Raw genomic sequence first — 16,741 nt, 5'->3', positions numbered from 1 at the left:
GCCGCCGTCAGGGCAGCGGCCGCGCGAGCACGAGGTCGTGCTCCCAGCGATCGCCGAGGCGGAAGCGCTTCGTGCCGACGCGCGCGAACCCGTGCTTCTCGTAGAACCGGATGGCGCGCGCGTTCTCCTCGTTCACGCCGAGCCACACGATCGGCATGCCCTCGCGGCTCGCCTCGGCGAGGGTCGCGCGCATGAGCTCGCCCGCGACGCCCTGCCCGTGCGCCGCCGGGTGCGCGTACATCTTGCTGAGCTCGATCGCGGGCCGTGCTGAGACGGCGGCCGCGGCATCGGCGTCGGCAGGCTCGCCGCCCTCGGTGCGCACGAGCATCGACCAGCCGACGAGGCCCGCGGTGCCGTCGAGCTCGCCGCGCCAGTGCGGCGCGTGCGCGTCGTCGGCGACCGCGACGAGCAGCGTGCGGTCGGGGTCGACGAGGTACTCGGCGAACCGGTCGCGCGTGAGGTGCCGGGCGATGAAGTCCGAGATCGACTCGGCGGTGGTCGACGGGGGGCACGCGAGCGGGAACGTCACCGCGGCGAGCGCGGCGAGCGCCGCGGCATCCGAGTCGGCGGCGGGGCGGATGTGCACGGTCACTCCGGCACCCTATCCCGCTGCGCGGAGCCGCTCGACGCGCGGCGACGCGCCGTGAGAGGGTGACGTCAGGGCACGGGCGGGGACGCCCGGCCGGCGGAGGGGGTCCGGATGTCAGGAGTGCTGGCGGCATCGGTCGACGGCAGGTCGTTCACGACGAGCGCGGGCGAGGGCGCGCCGACGGGCACGCTCGTGCGTCTCGAGACGCCGGAGGGCGCGTGGCTCGGGCTCATCGAGGCGGTCTCGCCGGATGGCGCCGAGGTCGGGCGCGTGCTCGGGGTGCTCGACGGCGACGGCGGGTTGGACCAGCGCTCGGATGCGCCGTTCCGCGACGCGCACGTGCGGCCGGCCGACGCGGCATCCGTCGACGCCCTCCACCGCGCGTCGCGCGCGACGCTCGACATCGGCACGATGCTCGCCTCGCCGGGGCCGGCGAAGCTCATCGGGTCGCGGTTCAACCGGCACACGTTCTGGTGCGGACAGTCGGGCTCGGGCAAGACCTACGCGCTCGGCGTCGTGCTCGAGCAGGTGCTCGCGCACACCGCGCTGCCGATCGTGGTGTTCGACCCGAACTCCGACTTCGTGCGGCTCGGCGAGCTGCGCGAGGGCGTGACCGGCGAGGATGCGGCGGCGCTGGCCTCGCGCGACATCCGCGTGCTGCGCCCGAACGGGCCCGACCCGCTGCTCGTGCACTTCCGGTCGCTGCCGATCGAGGCGAAGGCCGCGATCCTGCGGCTCGACCCCGTCGCCGACGCACGCGAGTTCAACACGCTGCTGCATTCCGACGAGGTCGCGACGGCGCTCGACAAGGACTCGCTGCTCGGCGAGCTGCGGGCGTCGGAGGATCCGGGGCGGCAGGCGCTCGCGACCCGCATCGACAACCTGGGCATGCTCGACTGGGAGCTCTGGGCCGGCGAGCGCACGCCGGTGACCGACATCATCGCCGGACGGCCGGATGCCACGGTGCTCGACCTCGGCGGCTTCTCGACGCCCGACCAGCACCTCTCGGTCGCGATCTCCGTGCTCGACGACCTGTGGGCGCGGCGCGCCGAGCGCCGGCCGGTGCTGCTCGTGATCGACGAGGCGCACAACCTCTGCTCGCCCGACCTGGTCACGCCGCTCGCGGTCGCGGTGCGCGAGCGGATCATCCAGATCGCCGCCGAGGGCCGCAAGTACGGCCTGTGGCTGCTGCTGTCGACGCAACGGCCCTCGAAGATCCATCCGGGGATCATCTCGCAGTGCGACAACCTGGCCGTCATGAAGATGAGCTCGCCCGGCGACCTCGCGCAGCTCGGGTCGTACTTCGGCGTCGCACCCGCGGGGCTGCTCGCGATGTCGCCGTGGTTCCGGCAGGGCGAGGCGCTGTTCGCGGGCGGGTTCGTGCCCGCGCCGACGCTCGTGAAGATGGGCACGCGGCTCACGCCCGAGGGCGGCAGCGACGTGGGCGTGCCCATGCGCTGAACTCAGGCGACCGGGGCGAGCTCCTTGCGGAACCAGAGGTCGGCATAGAACTCGTCGTTGAACGGCGGCACCTCGCCGTAGCCGGCGGCCCGGTACATCGCGATGGCCTCGGTGAGGCTCGCGTTCGTCTCGAGCGTCGCGGCGACGCAGCCGTGCTCGCGGGCGAGCGATTCGAGCGCGGCGAGCAGGCACCCGCCCACCCCGAGACCGCGCACGTCGTCGGCGACCCACATGCGCTTGAGGTACCCGGTGCCGTCGGACTCGAACAGCACGCCGCCGCAGCCGATCGCGCGCCCGTGCAGGCGCGCGAGCAGGAACGCGCCGTGCGGCTGGGCGAACTCGTCGGTGCCCGGGTGCAGGCTCTGCCCGACGTCGAACCCGCCGGGGAAGCGGCGGGCGAGCTCGGCGTAGTAGGCCGCGAGGCACGCGCGGGCGTCGGGCGACGCGGCATCCGCCCGCTCGATCTCGACCTGGCCGGCTTCGAGGAGCCGGGTGACGGTCGCCATCGCCTCGACGAGACGGTCGCGGCGAGCCGGCGGCAGCGGGTCGAGCATGGATGCCGCGAGCTCATCGCTCGCCGCATCGAGCCGGCGCCGCTCCTCGCGGCCCGCGTGCGTGAGCGTCGCGCGCCGCACGCGCGCGTCGGACGCCGCCCCGCCGACGGCGACGAGCCCCTCGGCCTCGAGGGCGCGGAGCAACCTGCTGAGGTAGCCGGAGTCGAGGCCGAGCCGGGCGCGCAGCTCGCGCACGTCGGCGCCGTGCTCGCCGATCTCCCACAGCAGGCGCGAGGCGCCGAGCGAACGGCCCCGAGCCAGGTAGGTCTCCTGCAGCGCGCCGACGCGCTCGGTCACGGTGCGGTTGAAGCCCCGCACGATCGCGAGGGGGTCGGTCCCGACATCCGATGCCATCCTCTGACTCTAGTCAGCGATCCGGGCGCGTCAAGGGCGCGAACGACGAAGCGGATGCCGCGGGGCGTGGCCCGCGGCATCCGCTCGCTTCATCGCTTCCCGGCGATGCCTACAGGAACCGGGCGTACGCCCCGACCGTGAGGAAGGTGGGGAACTCCGGCTCGAGCGCGACCGACCGGAACACCGAGATGGCGTCGTCGAAGCGGTCGCCCTCGAAGCGCGGCAGGTCGGCCACCGCGGCCGCCATGATGCGCACGATCGAGGTCTGGTCGATGCGCGTGCCCTCGGCGGTGACGGTGTTGTCGTGCAGCCACTGCCACACCTGCGAGCGCGAGATCTCCGCGGTCGCGGCGTCCTCCATGAGGTTGTCGATCGCCGCCGCGCCGGTGCCGCGCAGCCACGACTCGATGTACCGGATGGCGATCGAGATGTTGTCGTAGACACCGGCCTCCGTGACCTCGCCGCCGATCGACGGGATGTCGAGCAGCTGCGCCGCGGTCACGTGCACGTCGTCGCGCAGGCGATCGACCTGGTTCGGCCGGTCGCCCAGCACCGCGTCGAACTCGGCGCGGGCCGTCGCGATGAGGTCGGGGTGCGCGACCCACGTGCCGTCGAAGCCGTCGCCCGCTTCGCGGCGCTTGTCGGCCGACACCGCGGCGAGCGCGCGCTCGGTCACCTCGGGGTCGCGGCGGTTCGGGATGAACGCGCTCATGCCGCCGATCGCGTGCGCGCCGCGCTTGTGGCAGGTCTGCACGAGCAGCTCGGTGTACGCCCGCATGAACGGCACCGTCATGGTGATCGACTTGCGGTCGGGCATGACCCAGCGGCGACCGCGCGAGCGGAACGTCTTCACGATCGAGAAGATGTAGTCCCAGCGGCCGGCGTTCAGGCCCGCGCAGTGGTCGCGCAGCTCGTACAGGATCTCGTCCATCTGGAACGCGGCCTGGATCGTCTCGATGAGCACCGTCGCACGGATGGTGCCGTGCGCGATGCCGACGTACTCCTCGGCGAACGTGAAGATGTCGTTCCACAGCTTCGCCTCGCGGTGCGACTCGAGCTTCGGCAGGTAGAAGTACGGTCCGCGGCCGGCCGCGATGAGGGCCTTCGCGTTGTGGAAGAAGTACAGGCCGAAGTCGACGAGCGAGCCCGAGGCGTGCATGGCGCGCCCGGCGCGGTCGTGGAACTTCAGGTGCTTCTCGACCAAGTGCCAGCCGCGCGGACGGAACACGATCGTCGGGGTCTCCGTCGCGGTGACCCGGTACTCCTTGCCCTCGGGGCTCGTGTACTCGAGGTTCCCGCGCAGGAAGTCGAACAGGCTCAGCTGCCCCTCGACGACGTTCGACCAGGTCGGGCTCGTGGCGTCCTCGTGGTCGGCGAGCCACACCTTCGCACCGGAGTTGAGCGCGTTGATGGCCATCTTCCGGTCGGTCGGGCCGGTGATCTCGACGCGGCGGTCCTCGAGGCCCGGGCCGGCGCCCGCGACGCGCCACGACGGGTCGTTCCGGATCCACTCGGTCTCGGGCAGGAACTTCGGGTCGCGGCCGTTCGCGGCGTCGACGCGGGTCTGCAGCCGGATGGCGAGCAGCTCGTGCCGCGTGTGCGCGAACCGGTCGTGCAGCGCGGCGAGGAACTCGAGCGCCTCGGGCGTGAGGATCTCCTCGTAGCGCTCGCCGTACGGCGCGGTGACCTCGAGCTGCGGCTGGACCGCCTGGAAGGCGGGCGCGGTGCGCGCCGGCTTCGGCTCGGAGGTGGTCGGTCGGTCGATGGTGATGGTCATGGTCTCGTCTCCTTCGTCTCGTGAGGGTTGAGGCTCTCGAAACCCGGTCGCGGTGCCGGGTTTCGAGACGGCCGCGAGCGGCCTCCTCAACCCGCAGAGCGGGTCAGTGCTGGAACTGCTCTTCCTCGGTCGATCCGACGAGGGCGAGGGTCGCGCTGTTCGGGTTCAGCGCCGTGGCGATCTGGTCGAAGTAGCCGGTGCCGACCTCGCGCTGGTGGCGCGTGGCGGTGTAGCCGTCGGCCTCGGAGGCGAACTCGGCCTCCTGGAGCTCGACGTACGCCGACATGTGGCGCTCGTTGTAGTCCTTGGCGAGCGTGAACATGCCGTGGTTCAGGGAGTGGAAGCCCGCGAGCGTGATGAACTGGAACGCGTAGCCCATCGAGGCGAGCTCGCGCTGGAACTTCGCGATCTGGTCGTCGTCGAGGTGGCGCTTCCAGTTGAAGCTCGGCGAGCAGTTGTACGAGAGGCGCTTGCCCGGGAACTTGGCGTGCACGGCCTCGGCGAATCGGCGGGCGAGCTCGAGGTCGGGCTCGGCCGACTCGACCCACAGCAGGTCGGCGTACTCGGCGTAGGCGAGGCCGCGGGCGATGACCGGCTCGATGCCGTTCTGCACGTTGTAGAAGCCCTCGGCGGTGCGCTCGCCGGTCACGAACGGGCGGTCGCGCTCGTCGTGGTCGCTCGTGAGCAGGGTCGCGGCGAGCGCGTCGGTGCGGGCGATGATGATCGACGGCACGCCGGCGACATCCGCCGCCATGCGGGCTGCGTTGATCGTGCGGATGTGCTGGCCGGTGGGCACGAGCACCTTGCCTCCCATGTGGCCGCACTTCTTCTCGCTCGCGAGCTGGTCCTCCCAGTGCACGCCCGCCGCGCCGGCCTCGATCATCTGGTGCATGAGCTCGTAGGCGTTGAGCGGGCCGCCGAAGCCGGCCTCGGCGTCGGCGACGATGGGCGCCATCCAGTCGCGGTCGTCGGTGCCCTGCTCGACCTGCCCGGCCCGGAGCAGCGCGTTGTTGATGCGGCGCACGACGGCCGGGACCGAGTTGGCGGGGTAGAGCGACTGGTCGGGGTAGGTCTGGCCGCTGAGGTTGGCGTCGGCGGCGACCTGCCAGCCCGAGAGGTAGATGGCCTTGAGGCCCGCGCGCACCTGCTGCACGGCCTGGTTGCCGGTGAGGGCGCCGAGCGCGGCCGACCACTCCGGGTCCTCCATGCGCTCGAACGCGGTGCCGGTGTTCTTCTGGATGTCCTCCCACAGCTTCTCGGCACCGCGGCGGGCGAGCGTGCGCTCCTCGCGCACCGGGCCGCGGAGGGCGATGACGTCCTCGGCGGTGTAGTCGCGCTTCACGCCCTCCCAGCGGGGGTCGGCGTCCCACTCGAGCTGCAGCTCGGCGGCGGTCTGGGTCTGGTCGCCGGGGCGGTTCTCGGTGCTCATCGTCGTGCTCCTTCGGTGCGGTTGGATGTCTCGTGCGTCCCCGTCGATCGGGGTCCGCCGTGGTCCGTGGCATCCATGCTGCGGGCCGCGCGACCGGTCCGAGCGCCGATCCGGGGGGTGAACTTCCGCCGTTCTTCTGCACCGCGGAACTCCCCGCGTCGCCGTGGCCGGATTCGGCCGGCGCCGGGGAGAATGGGGGCGTGACCCACGACGGCGAGGGCGACGCCGGAGCACGACGCGAGCGCGTCCGCGCTCGGGCCCGCGAGCGGCGTGACCGCGCGAAGCGGCTCGGCCTGGCCGGGCTCGCCCTCTTCGTGGGCGGACCGGTGCTCGGGTTCGGCATCGTCGTGGCGGGCGTCGTGTTCGCGATCCTCGAGTCCTCCGGCTGGCCGCTCGTGCTCCTCGGCGGGATCCTTCTCGGGCTCGCGCTCCACCGAATCGGGCTGGCGATGCTGCTCTCCGCCGAGGCGACGCGCGAGCCCGAGACGCCGACGGAAGCGGAACCGCCGGCGCCAGCATCGCCGCGCGCCGCACCGGCCTCGGACCATCCGGCGATCGGTGATACCTTGTAGCTCTAGGTACCTGCCACTACGAGGTATATCGGGAGCGGACATGCGCATCGGAAAGGACCTGGTGGCCGCGGCGGCCACGCCGGTGGTGCTCGGCATCCTCGCCGAGCAGGAGTCCTACGGCTACGCGATCCTGCAGAAGGTGACCGAGCTCTCAGGGGGTGAGCTCGAATGGAGCGACGGCATGCTCTACCCGCTCCTGCATCGGCTCGAGCGGGCCGGCCACGTCGAATCGGAATGGCGCACGTCGGCCAGCGGCCGCCCACGCAAGCACTATCGGCTGAGCGCGCAGGGTGCCGCGATGCTGGCCGAGCAGCATCGCCAGTGGACCGTCGTCGGCGACGTGCTCGACAAGCTCTGGTCGGCGCCAGGCCCCGGACCTTCCGGCGTCGCGCCGGCTGGAGCGTGAGCGGCATGGGCATCGACGATCGACCTGACCTCGACGTGCTGGTGAGGTCATGGCGGCGATGGCTGGAGCGACGCGAGGCACTCGACGCGCACGACCTCGACGAGCTCGAGAGCCACCTCCTCGACCGGGTCGACGAGTTGCGCGCGGTCGGACTCCACGACGACGAAGCCTTCCTCGTCGCGGTGAAGCGCCTCGGCGCGGTCGACGAGCTCTCGCGCGAGTACGCGCGCGTGCACTCGGAACGGCTCTGGACGCAGCTCGTGCTCGGCGACGGGGACGGCAGTGCGTCGGGCGCGGCATCCGCACCCCCGGGTGCCGCACGCGCGCCCCTCCCCTTCGCGCGCCGAGCCCACGGTCTCGCCGTCGCGCTCGGGCTCGGCGTGGGCGCGGGACTCGCCGTGAAGGTCGCCGACCTGCTCACCGCCGAACCGACGTTCTTCATCCGGAACGCCGCGCTGCTCGTGCTGCCGTTCCTCGTCGCATGGTTCGCGTGGAAGCACCGACCGCCGGCCGGGGCACTCGCCATCGTCGCCGGCGCGTTCGCCCTCGCGGGGGTGGCCCTGAACGCCTATCCGTTCGCAGCCGGCGCCGGCACCCAGCTGTTCGCGAGCGAGCCGTCGATGACGGAACTGCTCGCAGCCGTCCACGCCGTCGTCGCCCTGTGGCTCGTCAGCGGCATCGCCTACGCCGCCGGCGCCTGGCGGAGCGACGCGGCGCGCATGGACTTCGTGCGCTTCAGCGGCGAGTGGGCCGTCTACTACCTGCTCATCGCCCTCGGCGGCGGCGCGCTCTCGATGCTCACCGTGGCCGTGTTCGGCTCGATCGGGGTCGACGTCATGACGTTCGTCGCCGACTGGGTGCTCCCGTGCGGCGCAGCGGGCGCCGTGCTCGTCGCGGCGTGGCTGGTCGAAGCCAAGCAGCGCGCGATCGAGAACATCGCACCGGTGCTCACCAAGGTGTTCACGCCGATCTTCGCGCTCATGATGCTCGCGCTCATCGTCGCCGCGCTCCTGCAGTGGAACCTCGTCGACGCGAGCCGCGACCTGCTCATCGCGTTCGACCTCGTGCTCGTCGTCGTGCTCGGGCTCCTGGTGTACGCCTACTCGGCGCGCGACCCGCTCCTGCCGCCGGGATGGTTCGACCGTCTCCAGTTCGTGATGCTCGCGAGCGCGCTCGTCGTCGATCTCGTCGTGCTCGTCGCGATGATCGCGCGCATCGGCGAATTCGGCCCGAGCGCGAACAAGGCCGCCTCGCTCGGGCTCAACCTCATCCTGCTGGCGAACCTCGCGTGGGCGGCGTGGCTCCACCTCGGGTTCCTGCGCCGGCGGAACGCCTTCGATCGCCTCGAGCGGTGGCAGACGGCATATCTGCCGGTGTACGTCGGCTGGTCCGCGATCGTCGTGATCGTGTTCCCGCCGCTGTTCGGCTTCGCCTGACGCGCATCAGGCATCGTCGCGCCCGGAGAAGCGCCGGCGCGGGCCGCATCCGGCGGCCCTACACCCCCGAGGGAGGCACGCGGGTTACCGGCGCGTGACCATCGGCCGGACGGTCTGTCAGGGGAACGAGCCCCGCGCGATGGTTCGTCCGGTTCTCCCGTCCGCCGTTGCACACGCGGCCAATAGGCCGATTGAATGGCCGGACGCGACGTGGCGGGCAGGCGAACCGGGAGGTGCCAGGAGTGACGACGGCGACCGAGGCGAGGTCCTCAGCGACAGGCGAGCGCGACGCGGCGCCGGGCTCGGTCGAGCTCGACCGCGTGGTCAAGCGGTACGGCGAGGCGACCGCCGTCGACGGCGTGAGCCTGTCGATCGAACCCGGCGAGTTCATCTCGCTGCTCGGCCCGTCGGGCTGCGGCAAGACCACCACCCTCCGCATGATCGCGGGCTTCGAGCAGCCGGATGCCGGCGACATCCGCATCTCGGGTCGCTCCGTGCTCGGCGCTCCCCCGTACCGCCGCGACGTGAACACCGTCTTCCAGGCCTACGCGCTGTTCCCGCACATGTCGGTCGCCGAGAACGTCGCCTACGGCCTCCAGCAGCGTCGCACGCCGAAGGCCGAGGTGCGCGAACGGGTCTCGCAGGCGCTCGACCTCGTGCAGATGCGACGCTTCGCCGACCGCAAGCCCACGCAGCTCTCGGGCGGCCAGCAGCAGCGCGTCGCGCTCGCGCGGGCCCTCGTCAACCGCCCGGCCGTGCTGCTGCTCGACGAGCCGCTCGGTGCGCTCGACCGGCAGCTGCGCGAGGAGATGCAGCTCGAGCTGAAGTTGCTGCAGTCGCGGCTCGGCATCACGTTCGTGTTCGTCACGCACGACCAGGGCGAGGCGCTCTCGATGAGCGACCGCATCGCGATCATGCGCGACGGGCGGATCGAGCAGCTCGCCGACGCCGACACCGTCTATGCCCGGCCCGCGTCGGCGTACGTCGCCGCGTTCGTCGGCCAGCAGAACTTCTTCCGCGGCACGGCGACCGAGGGCGGGTCGGGGGTGGCGTCGGCGCACGCGCTCGTGCGCGGCGTCCGGCCGGCCGGACCGGACGGGGCGGCGCCGACGGCGCTCGCCGACGGCGCTCCCGCGCAGGCGGCCGTGCGGCCCGAGTCCGTGCGCATCGACGCCGAGGCCGGCGCATCCGCCGCGCCAGCCGACGGCGCCAACCTCGCGCGCGGCACGCTGCTCGGCGTCGCCCACCTCGGCGAGACGATGCAGTACCTCGTGCGCCTCGGCGACGACCAGAGCCTTATCGCGCGCCGACCCACCCCCGAGGCGCCGTCGCTCGCGGTCGGCGACGCCGTGCGCTGCACCTGGAGCCCCGAGAGCGTGCTCGTCTTCCCCGCCGACGGCGCCGCCGACGCGGGCGGCTACGTCGCCCCGCCCACCGAGTGACCCCGCACCCGCCATCCCCCACCAGCCAGAGGAGACCCGCATGAGCCAGCCGCGCACCCCTGTCCGCATCCTCGCCTCGAGCGCCGCCGCCCGGGCGATCTCCGCCGAGCTCAGCCGCCGCCGCTTCCTCGCGGCCGCCGCCGCAGCCGGCGCCACGAGCCTGCTCGCCGCGTGCTCGCCCGGCGGCGCCGCCTCGAACGCCCCGAAGGCGACCGGCGGCGAGCTCGAGGACAGCCTGTCGATCTACACGTGGGGCGACTACGACGCGCCCGACGTGCTCGAGGCCTTCACCGCCGACCTCGGCCCGACCATCCAGATGGACTCGTTCGGCTCGAACGAGGAGCTCATCTCCAAGCTCGTCGCCGCGAAGGGCAGCTCGGGCTACGACATCGTCGTGCCGACCGGCGTGTTCATCCCCCAGATGATCGAGAACGGACTGCTCTCGAAGCTCAACAAGGACCTGATCCCCAACCTGCAGCACGTCGACGACGCCTACCTCGGCCGCGCCTGGGACCCCGCGAACGACTACTCGATCTGCAAGGCGTGGGGCACCACGGGCTTCGTGTACGACACGACCGTGATCACGCGCGAGCTCTCGACCTGGGCCGACTTCCTCGACGCCGCGCAGAACGAGGCGAGCGGGAAGACCAGCGTGCTCGACGACCCGGGCGACCTCACGGGCATCTACTTCTGGGCCAACGGCATCGACTGGAACACGACCGACGAGGCCGAGCTCGCCGCCGCCGAGGACTACGTCGTGAACACGCTCGCCCCGCACATCTCGGCGTTCGACTCCTACCCCGGCGGGGCGGCGATCCCGGAGGCCACGCACGTGCTCATGCAGGCGTGGAACGGCGACGCGCGCATCGGCATGCTCGAGGGCGGCGAGCCCGAACGGTGGAAGTGGGTCTTCCCCGGCCCCGAGACCGAGATCTGGATGGACAACTGGGCGATCGCCGCGGGTGCCCCGCACCCCGAGGCCGCGCACGCCTTCATCGACTACGTGCTCAGCCCCGAGAACTCGCTCGCCGAGCTCGACTACATCGGGTACCACACGGGCGGCAAGGACATCGAGCAGGCCGCGGCCGACGCGGGCCTGCCGATGCTCGACCTCGTGTTCTTCACGCCCGAGCAGCTCGAGACGATGCGCGAGGGCGAGGTCAACGAGGCCCAGCAGGTCCGCGTCGACATCTGGAACAAGGCGAAGGCCGCGGCGGGGGCGTAGTGTCGGGGATCCGCATGCCGCGCTCCGCCCTCGCGATCCCCGCCTGGGCGTGGCTGGTGGTCTTCTTCGTCGCCCCCGTGGCGATGGTCGTGTACTTCAGCTTCGGCTACAAGCCGGGCATCTTCGGCACGCACGCGACCGACGTGCTCTCGTTCGACCGGTACGCCGAGGCGCTGTCGCCGACGTTCTTCCAGACCTTCACGAACACGCTGTGGGTCGGCATCACGGGAACCCTGCTGTGCCTGGTCATCGGCCTGCCGGTGGCGTACTGGATGGCGGTGAAGGTGCCGGCCTCGCGGCGGGGCGTGCTGCTCGCCCTCGTGATGGTGCCGTTCTGGACCAACTTCCTGGTCCGCACGATCGGCTGGCAGGTGATCCTCGCCCCCGAGGGCTGGCTCTCGTCGCTGCTGCAGGGCGTCGGCCTGACGGACGGCCCGCTCGAGCTGCTCTACACGCGGCCTGCGGTGCTCATCGGCGTGGTGTACAACTACCTGCCGCTCATGATCCTGCCGCTCTACGTCGCGTTCGACCGGGTCGGCGGGCCGCTGCGCGAGGCGTCGAAGGACCTCGGCGCGGGGCGCGTGCGCACGTTCCTGCGCGTCACGCTGCCGCTCGCCCGGCCCGGCGTGATCGCGGGGGTCCTGCTCGTCTTCATTCCGCTCATGGGCGACTACATCACGGCGACCGTGCTCGGCGGCGCGCGCGGCAATATGGTCGGCCAGCTCGTCGCGAGCCAGTTCCAGACCGCGCAGAACTGGGCGCTCGGCTCGGCGATGGCCGTGCTGCTGATCCTCGTGATCATGCTGAGCGTCGCCGTCGGCGGCGCGATCGTGTGGCTGGTGTCGCTGCCGTTCCGGATGCGCAACCGGCTCGTGCTCGGCGACGCGCCCGCACCGTCGCCCGCACCGGCGCCGGCCGAGGCGTCCGCCCGTTCCCCCGAGGAGGTGGCCGCGTGAAGCAGCGGTCCTGGTCGGATGTCGCGCTCACCGTGTGGGGCGTCGCGGTCTTCGCCTTCCTGTTCCTGCCCATCGCGGTGATCATCATGTCCTCGTTCAACACGGGGCGCCTGCTCGTCGCGTGGGACGGCTTCGGCTTCGACGCGTTCACGGCACTCGTCGCCAAGCCCGCGATCCGCGACGCGGTGCTCGTCTCGATCCAGACCGGGCTGATCGCCGCGGTGCTCGCGACGCTGCTCGGCACCCTCGCGGGCATCGCGATGGCGCGGCATCCGGGTCGCTGGGCCCTGTGGTTCATCGGCCTGCTGCTGCTCGTCTCGGTCACGCCCGAGATCGTCGACGCGGTCGCGCTGCTGCCCTGGCTCGTGTTCCTCGGCCAGGACCTCGGCCTCGCGATCTTCAGCGACGGCATCGTGCGGCTCGTGATCGGGCACTCGCTGTTCTCGATCGCGGTGGTGTCGTACATCGTGCGGGCGCGGCTGGTCGGGCTCGAGGGGCAGCTCGAGGAGGCGTCGGCCGATCTCTATGCGAAGCCGCTCACGACGTTCCGCCGCGTGACGCTGCCGCTCGCGATGCCGGCGGTGCTCGCGGGCTTCCTGCTCTCGTTCACGCTGAGCCTCGACAACACGGTCATCGCCGCCTTCGTCCAGGTCTCGGGCACCACGCCGTGGCCGGTCTACGTGCTGAGCGCGCTCCGATCGGGCCTGCGCCCCGAGATCGCCGCGGTCTCGACGATCATGCTCCTGCTCACGCTCGTCGCCCTCGCGCTCGTGGCGGTCGTGCTGCGTCGGGCGGGCGACTCCGCCACGCAGATCGCCCGCACCATGACCGGCAACTAGGAGGATCTCCATGACCCACGCCGACCTCGTCTTCACGGGTGGACCCGTGTTCACCGCCGACACGGTGCGCTCGCGCGCCGAGGCCGTCGCCGTGCGCGGCGGGCGCATCGTCGCGGTGGGCGCCGACCACGACGTGCGCGACCTCATCGGGCCGTCGACCGAGGTGGTCGACCTCGCCGGGCGCCTGCTCGTGCCCGGCTTCCAGGACGCGCACGTGCACCCGGTCTGGGGCGGCCTCGACCTCATGCGCTGCGACCTCTCGGAGCTGTCGACCGAGGCCGAGTACCTGGAGCGCATCGCGGCCTACTCGGCCGGGCACCCCGACCAGCAGTGGGTGCTCGGCGGCGGATGGTCCATGTCGGCCTTCCCCGGCGGTACGCCGACGGCCGCGGCCCTCGACCGGGTCGTGCCCGACCGGCCGGCCTTCCTGCCCAACCGCGACGGCCACGGCGCGTGGGTCAACTCGGCCGCGCTCCGACTCGCGGGCATCGACCGCGACACCCCCGACCCCGCCGACGGACGCATCGAGCGCGACGCCGACGGCACGCCGACCGGCACGCTGCACGAGGGCGCGATGACGCTCGTCAACCGGCACCTGCCCGAGACGAGCCTCGAGACGCTGACCGAGGCGCTGCTGCTCGGCCAGCGGTACCTGCACTCGTTCGGCATCACCGCGTGGCAGGACGCGATCGTCGGCAGCTACGGCGACGCGGGCGATCCCGGCCCCGCGTACCTCGCGGCCGCGGCATCCGGCCGGCTCACCGCGCGGGTGGTCGGCGCGCTCTGGTGGGACCGCACCGCGGGGCTCGAGCAGATCCCGTCGCTCGTCGAACGGCGCGAGCGCTACCGCGGCGGCCGGTTCGCGGCGACGAGCATCAAGATCATGCAGGACGGCGTGGCCGAGAACTTCACGGCGTCGATGCTCGAGCCGTACTGCGACGGCCATGGGCACTTCACCGACAACTCCGGGATCTCGTTCGTCGATCCGGCGGTGCTGAACCCCGCCGCGGTCGAGCTCGACCGGCTCGGCTTCCAGCTGCACTTCCACGCGATCGGCGACCGCGCCGTGCGCGAATGCCTCGACGCGGTCGAGCACGCCATCGCCGCGAACGGGCGGGGCGGCAACCGCCACCACGTCGCGCACATCCAGGTCGTGCACCCCGAGGACGTGCCGCGGTTCCGCGAGCTCGGGGTCGCCGCCAACATGCAGTCGCTCTGGGCGGCGCTCGAGCCGCAGATGGTCGAGCTCACGCTGCCGTTCCTCGGCGAGCCGCGCAGCGCATGGCAGTACCCGTTCGGCGACCTGCTGCGCTCCGGCGCGGTGCTCGCCGCGGGCAGCGACTGGTCGGTCTCGACGCCCGACCCGATGGCGGCGATCCACGTCGCCGTCAACCGGACGGCCGCACCCGGGTACGAGGAGGGCGAGTACGACGCCTTCCTGCCCGAGCAGGCGATCGACCTGGGCACGTCGCTCACCGCCTACACGGCGGGCTCCGCGTGGGTCAACCACCTCGACGAGGTCACCGGCACGATCACGCCGGGCAAGTACGCCGACCTCGCCGTGCTCGACCGCGACCCGTTCGCCCGCCCGGCCGAGGAGATCGGCGCGACGCGCGTGCTGCAGACCTTCGTGGAGGGCGAGCGCGTGCACGCGGCGCACGACGCCTGAGCTGCCGTTCGCGGCCGCGCCCGGACAGGGAGCGACCCGGTGCCCGCCGTTCGGGTCGGCGGCGCACCGGGTCGGTTTCGATGCGGCTCAGTAGCCGTACTGCGGCGAGTGGCTCTGCTGCGCGGCGTCCTTGACGTCGGCCGCCGCCACCTGACCCTCGGTCTTGACGTTCTCGACCGCCTCGCCCGCACGGTCCTTGACTGAGCCGACGGCGTCCTGCGCCTCGGGCTTGAGGTGCGCCGCGGCATCCTGCGCCACGTTCTTCACCTCGTCGACGAGCGGCGCCGCCGCGTCCTTCGCCTTCTCGGCGAGGTCGCGCTCGGGGCGCGAGGCCGGGATCAGCGACGAGACGAGCCACGCCGCGCCGAAGACGATCAGGCCGGCGGCGATGGGGTTCCCCCGCGTCGCCGACGCCACGCGCTGCGGCGCCTCGCCGACGGCTGCCTCACCGGCGGAGTGCATGGCGTCGCCGGTCGAATCGGCCAGGTCGGAGGCGCTGCCCATCACGCGGTCCTTCGCGCGACGGAACACGCCCTTGACCTTCTCGGTCTGGCGGTGCACCGCCTTGCCGGGGTTCACCTTGTCGGCGAGGGCGTCGACGTCCTGGCCGAGCTCCACTCGCGTCCGCTCGATGTCGGAACGAATGGCATTGGGATCGGTAGTCATCGGTTCTCCTCATTCCTCTTCAACGTGTCCGGGATCTCCTTGAGGGTGTCGATCGTCCGGGGCATGCCCTGGACCCGATCGAACTCGCGCTTGCCGATGGAGTACAGGACGGCGGCGATGATGCCCCAGATGATCGCGACGATCACGGCCGACCAGCCCAGGTTGTCGATCAGGGCGCCGAGCCCCCACCACAGCGCGACCGACAGGAACAGCAGCGTGAACCATCCGGACACGCCCGCCCCGCCGTAGAAGCCCGCGCCCTTGCCCGCGCGCTTCGCGGACTGGGTGGCTTCGGCCTTGGCCAGCTCCACCTCCTGCCGCATGAGCGTCGACATGTCGCGCGTCACCTCGGCGACCAGGTCGCCCAGCGAGGTCGTCGCGGCCTTCTGCTCGGACGGCGTGGGCAGGTCCACGGCCGGGGCGGATGTCGCTCCGGCGACATGCGCGCCCGACGACCGCGGGTCGACCCCTCCGATGTGCGCGCCGCTCATCACGGGGCTCCCGTCACGTCACCCCGGCCGGTGCCCTCGCCGGGAAACGGCTCGGTGTACGGGGGCTCGGTGCCCGTGACGCCGGTCGGCTCGGCCGCCCAGGTCGTGTCGGGCTCGGCGACGTGCGCGCCGGTGCTCCCGGCGGCTCCGGTGCCGTAGGCATCGCCTGTGCCGGTGTAGGCCCCGTCGGTGCCCGCATACGTGCCGGTGGTGCCCGGGTAGACGCCGCCGGTGGTCGCGTACGCGGCCGACGTGTCGGGCAGCTGGGCCGGGTACGCGGTGGTGTCGGCCGTGCCGGTCAGGCGCCGTCCGCTCGTCGACGACGAGTCGCTCGGGGTCGCCAGCGACCGCGTCAGGCGGCCGATCACGATGCCCGCACCCGCGGCGATCGCGAGGAAGACCCCCGGACGACGGCGGGCGTAGCGCTTGACCTCCTCGAGGAGGTCCTGCGGCTCGCGCTGGTCGAGCCAGGTCGCGACGGAGTCGGCGCGCGCTCCCACGGTCTCGACGAGGTCGCGCGCCATCCCGGACCGGCCGGACGTCGCGGCCATCTCCGAGAACTGCGACCCGACGTCGCGGATGCCACCGGCGGCGCGGTGCTGCTGCGTCGAGGCCTGCGAGCGAACCTCGCTGCCGACGCTGTCGACCAGGCGGCGCGCCTGGTACTTGGCCTCGGACGCGACGGAGCGCGCCTCCTGCTTCGCGGTGTCGGCGACCCGGTGGCCGGCCGCACCCGCTTCCTGCTTGAGATCGGGAGTTCCGGTCCCTGCGGTGTTCACCATGTTCGCCCCTTTCCTCTCCGAGACCGGGCCACGCGCACGGTCTCGACGGCGGATTGTGCATGGCCACGCTAGGTGGGCGGTTCTCGGGTCCCA

The 16,741-nt window shown here is 72.2% G+C and carries 16 protein-coding genes; 9 read left to right on the top strand and 7 right to left on the bottom strand.

Going from position 1 to position 16,741, the window contains the following annotated elements; genetic code table 11:
- Positions 1-7: 7 nt before the first annotated feature.
- The gene (locus JOD46_RS04445; protein ID WP_204391945.1) at positions 8-592 is read right to left on the bottom strand and encodes a GNAT family N-acetyltransferase; all 585 of its coding nucleotides are present in this window, start codon (positions 590-592) and stop codon (positions 8-10) included.
- A 108-nt stretch (positions 593-700) separates the two neighbouring features.
- Here JOD46_RS04445 and JOD46_RS04440 point away from each other — a divergent pair, with 108 nt between their 5' ends.
- The gene (locus tag JOD46_RS04440; RefSeq protein ID WP_204391944.1) at positions 701-2,050 is read left to right on the top strand and encodes an ATP-binding protein; all 1,350 of its coding nucleotides are present in this window, start codon (positions 701-703) and stop codon (positions 2,048-2,050) included.
- Between the two features lie 2 nt (positions 2,051-2,052).
- On the opposite strand, the gene JOD46_RS04435 is transcribed toward JOD46_RS04440, so the two are convergent.
- From JOD46_RS04435 to aceA, 3 genes are all read right to left on the bottom strand, one after another.
- Positions 2,053-2,958: a helix-turn-helix domain-containing GNAT family N-acetyltransferase gene (locus tag JOD46_RS04435; protein WP_204391943.1), complete on the bottom strand. Its 906-nt coding sequence runs from the start codon at positions 2,956-2,958 to the stop codon at positions 2,053-2,055.
- Between the two features lie 109 nt (positions 2,959-3,067).
- Positions 3,068-4,735: a malate synthase A gene (gene aceB / locus JOD46_RS04430; RefSeq protein ID WP_204391941.1), complete on the bottom strand. Its 1,668-nt coding sequence runs from the start codon at positions 4,733-4,735 to the stop codon at positions 3,068-3,070.
- Positions 4,736-4,838: 103 nt separating this feature from the next.
- Positions 4,839-6,164: an isocitrate lyase gene (aceA, locus tag JOD46_RS04425; protein WP_204391940.1), complete on the bottom strand. Its 1,326-nt coding sequence runs from the start codon at positions 6,162-6,164 to the stop codon at positions 4,839-4,841.
- A 200-nt stretch (positions 6,165-6,364) separates the two neighbouring features.
- Here aceA and JOD46_RS04420 point away from each other — a divergent pair, with 200 nt between their 5' ends.
- The 8 genes from JOD46_RS04420 to JOD46_RS04385 all read left to right on the top strand — a co-directional run bounded on the left by JOD46_RS04420 (position 6,365) and on the right by JOD46_RS04385 (position 14,709).
- Positions 6,365-6,736, top strand: a complete 372-nt coding sequence (locus JOD46_RS04420; RefSeq protein ID WP_204391939.1) for a hypothetical protein — start codon at positions 6,365-6,367, stop codon at positions 6,734-6,736.
- Between the two features lie 40 nt (positions 6,737-6,776).
- Positions 6,777-7,142: a PadR family transcriptional regulator gene (locus JOD46_RS04415; RefSeq protein ID WP_204391938.1), complete on the top strand. Its 366-nt coding sequence runs from the start codon at positions 6,777-6,779 to the stop codon at positions 7,140-7,142.
- 5 nt (positions 7,143-7,147) lie between these two features.
- Positions 7,148-8,578: a permease prefix domain 1-containing protein gene (locus JOD46_RS04410; protein ID WP_204391937.1), complete on the top strand. Its 1,431-nt coding sequence runs from the start codon at positions 7,148-7,150 to the stop codon at positions 8,576-8,578.
- 242 nt (positions 8,579-8,820) lie between these two features.
- Entirely contained in the window at positions 8,821-10,020 is a 1,200-nt protein-coding gene (locus JOD46_RS04405; protein WP_204391936.1) for an ABC transporter ATP-binding protein, read from the top strand.
- 40 nt (positions 10,021-10,060) lie between these two features.
- Positions 10,061-11,245: a polyamine ABC transporter substrate-binding protein gene (locus JOD46_RS04400; protein ID WP_204391934.1), complete on the top strand. Its 1,185-nt coding sequence runs from the start codon at positions 10,061-10,063 to the stop codon at positions 11,243-11,245.
- Between the two features lie 14 nt (positions 11,246-11,259).
- Positions 11,260-12,201 (top strand): ABC transporter permease, encoded by a 942-nt coding sequence (locus tag JOD46_RS04395; RefSeq protein WP_204391932.1) that lies wholly within the window; start codon positions 11,260-11,262, stop codon positions 12,199-12,201.
- Positions 12,198-13,040: an ABC transporter permease gene (locus JOD46_RS04390; protein WP_204391930.1), complete on the top strand. Its 843-nt coding sequence runs from the start codon at positions 12,198-12,200 to the stop codon at positions 13,038-13,040. Before JOD46_RS04395 ends, JOD46_RS04390 begins: the two co-directional genes overlap by 4 nt.
- A gap of 10 nt (positions 13,041-13,050) precedes the next feature.
- A complete protein-coding gene (locus JOD46_RS04385; RefSeq protein WP_204391928.1) occupies positions 13,051-14,709 on the top strand; it encodes an amidohydrolase in 1,659 nt (552 codons plus the stop codon).
- An 87-nt stretch (positions 14,710-14,796) separates the two neighbouring features.
- Here JOD46_RS04385 and JOD46_RS04380 read toward each other — a convergent pair whose 3' ends face one another.
- From JOD46_RS04380 to JOD46_RS04370, 3 genes are read right to left on the bottom strand one after another with little or no spacing between them, the layout of a single operon-like run.
- Positions 14,797-15,375: a DUF3618 domain-containing protein gene (locus tag JOD46_RS04380; RefSeq protein WP_204391926.1), complete on the bottom strand. Its 579-nt coding sequence runs from the start codon at positions 15,373-15,375 to the stop codon at positions 14,797-14,799.
- On the bottom strand, positions 15,372-15,866 hold the full coding sequence (locus tag JOD46_RS04375; protein ID WP_204391924.1) for a phage holin family protein: 495 nt from the start codon (positions 15,864-15,866) through the stop codon (positions 15,372-15,374). The genes JOD46_RS04380 and JOD46_RS04375 overlap by 4 nt, the downstream gene beginning before the upstream one ends.
- Complete coding sequence (locus tag JOD46_RS04370) at positions 15,866-16,648, bottom strand: hypothetical protein (RefSeq protein ID WP_204391922.1); 783 nt, start codon at positions 16,646-16,648, stop codon at positions 15,866-15,868. Before JOD46_RS04370 ends, JOD46_RS04375 begins: the two co-directional genes overlap by 1 nt.
- Positions 16,649-16,741 lie beyond the last annotated feature (93 nt).

Source organism: Agromyces aurantiacus, assembly GCF_016907355.1.
GTDB classification, from domain to species: Bacteria; Actinomycetota; Actinomycetes; order Actinomycetales; family Microbacteriaceae; genus Agromyces; species Agromyces aurantiacus.
This window is presented reverse-complemented; position numbering and strand designations above follow the sequence as displayed.

What these genes read in the sequence shown, in the direction of transcription:
- JOD46_RS04385 (WP_204391928.1), top strand. Translation starts at nt 13,051, where the DNA reads ATGACCCACGCCGACCTCGTCTTCACGGGTGGACCCGTGTTCACCGCC.
- JOD46_RS04435 (WP_204391943.1), bottom strand. Translation starts at nt 2,958, where the DNA reads ATGGCATCGGATGTCGGGACCGACCCCCTCGCGATCGTGCGGGGCTTC.
- JOD46_RS04375 (WP_204391924.1), bottom strand. Translation starts at nt 15,866, where the DNA reads ATGAGCGGCGCGCACATCGGAGGGGTCGACCCGCGGTCGTCGGGCGCG.
- JOD46_RS04370 (WP_204391922.1), bottom strand. Translation starts at nt 16,648, where the DNA reads ATGGTGAACACCGCAGGGACCGGAACTCCCGATCTCAAGCAGGAAGCG.
- JOD46_RS04410 (WP_204391937.1), top strand. Translation starts at nt 7,148, where the DNA reads ATGGGCATCGACGATCGACCTGACCTCGACGTGCTGGTGAGGTCATGG.
- JOD46_RS04400 (WP_204391934.1), top strand. Translation starts at nt 10,061, where the DNA reads ATGAGCCAGCCGCGCACCCCTGTCCGCATCCTCGCCTCGAGCGCCGCC.
- JOD46_RS04380 (WP_204391926.1), bottom strand. Translation starts at nt 15,375, where the DNA reads ATGACTACCGATCCCAATGCCATTCGTTCCGACATCGAGCGGACGCGA.
- JOD46_RS04440 (WP_204391944.1), top strand. Translation starts at nt 701, where the DNA reads ATGTCAGGAGTGCTGGCGGCATCGGTCGACGGCAGGTCGTTCACGACG.
- aceB (WP_204391941.1), bottom strand. Translation starts at nt 4,735, where the DNA reads ATGACCATCACCATCGACCGACCGACCACCTCCGAGCCGAAGCCGGCG.
- aceA (WP_204391940.1), bottom strand. Translation starts at nt 6,164, where the DNA reads ATGAGCACCGAGAACCGCCCCGGCGACCAGACCCAGACCGCCGCCGAG.
- JOD46_RS04395 (WP_204391932.1), top strand. Translation starts at nt 11,260, where the DNA reads ATGCCGCGCTCCGCCCTCGCGATCCCCGCCTGGGCGTGGCTGGTGGTC.
- JOD46_RS04415 (WP_204391938.1), top strand. Translation starts at nt 6,777, where the DNA reads ATGCGCATCGGAAAGGACCTGGTGGCCGCGGCGGCCACGCCGGTGGTG.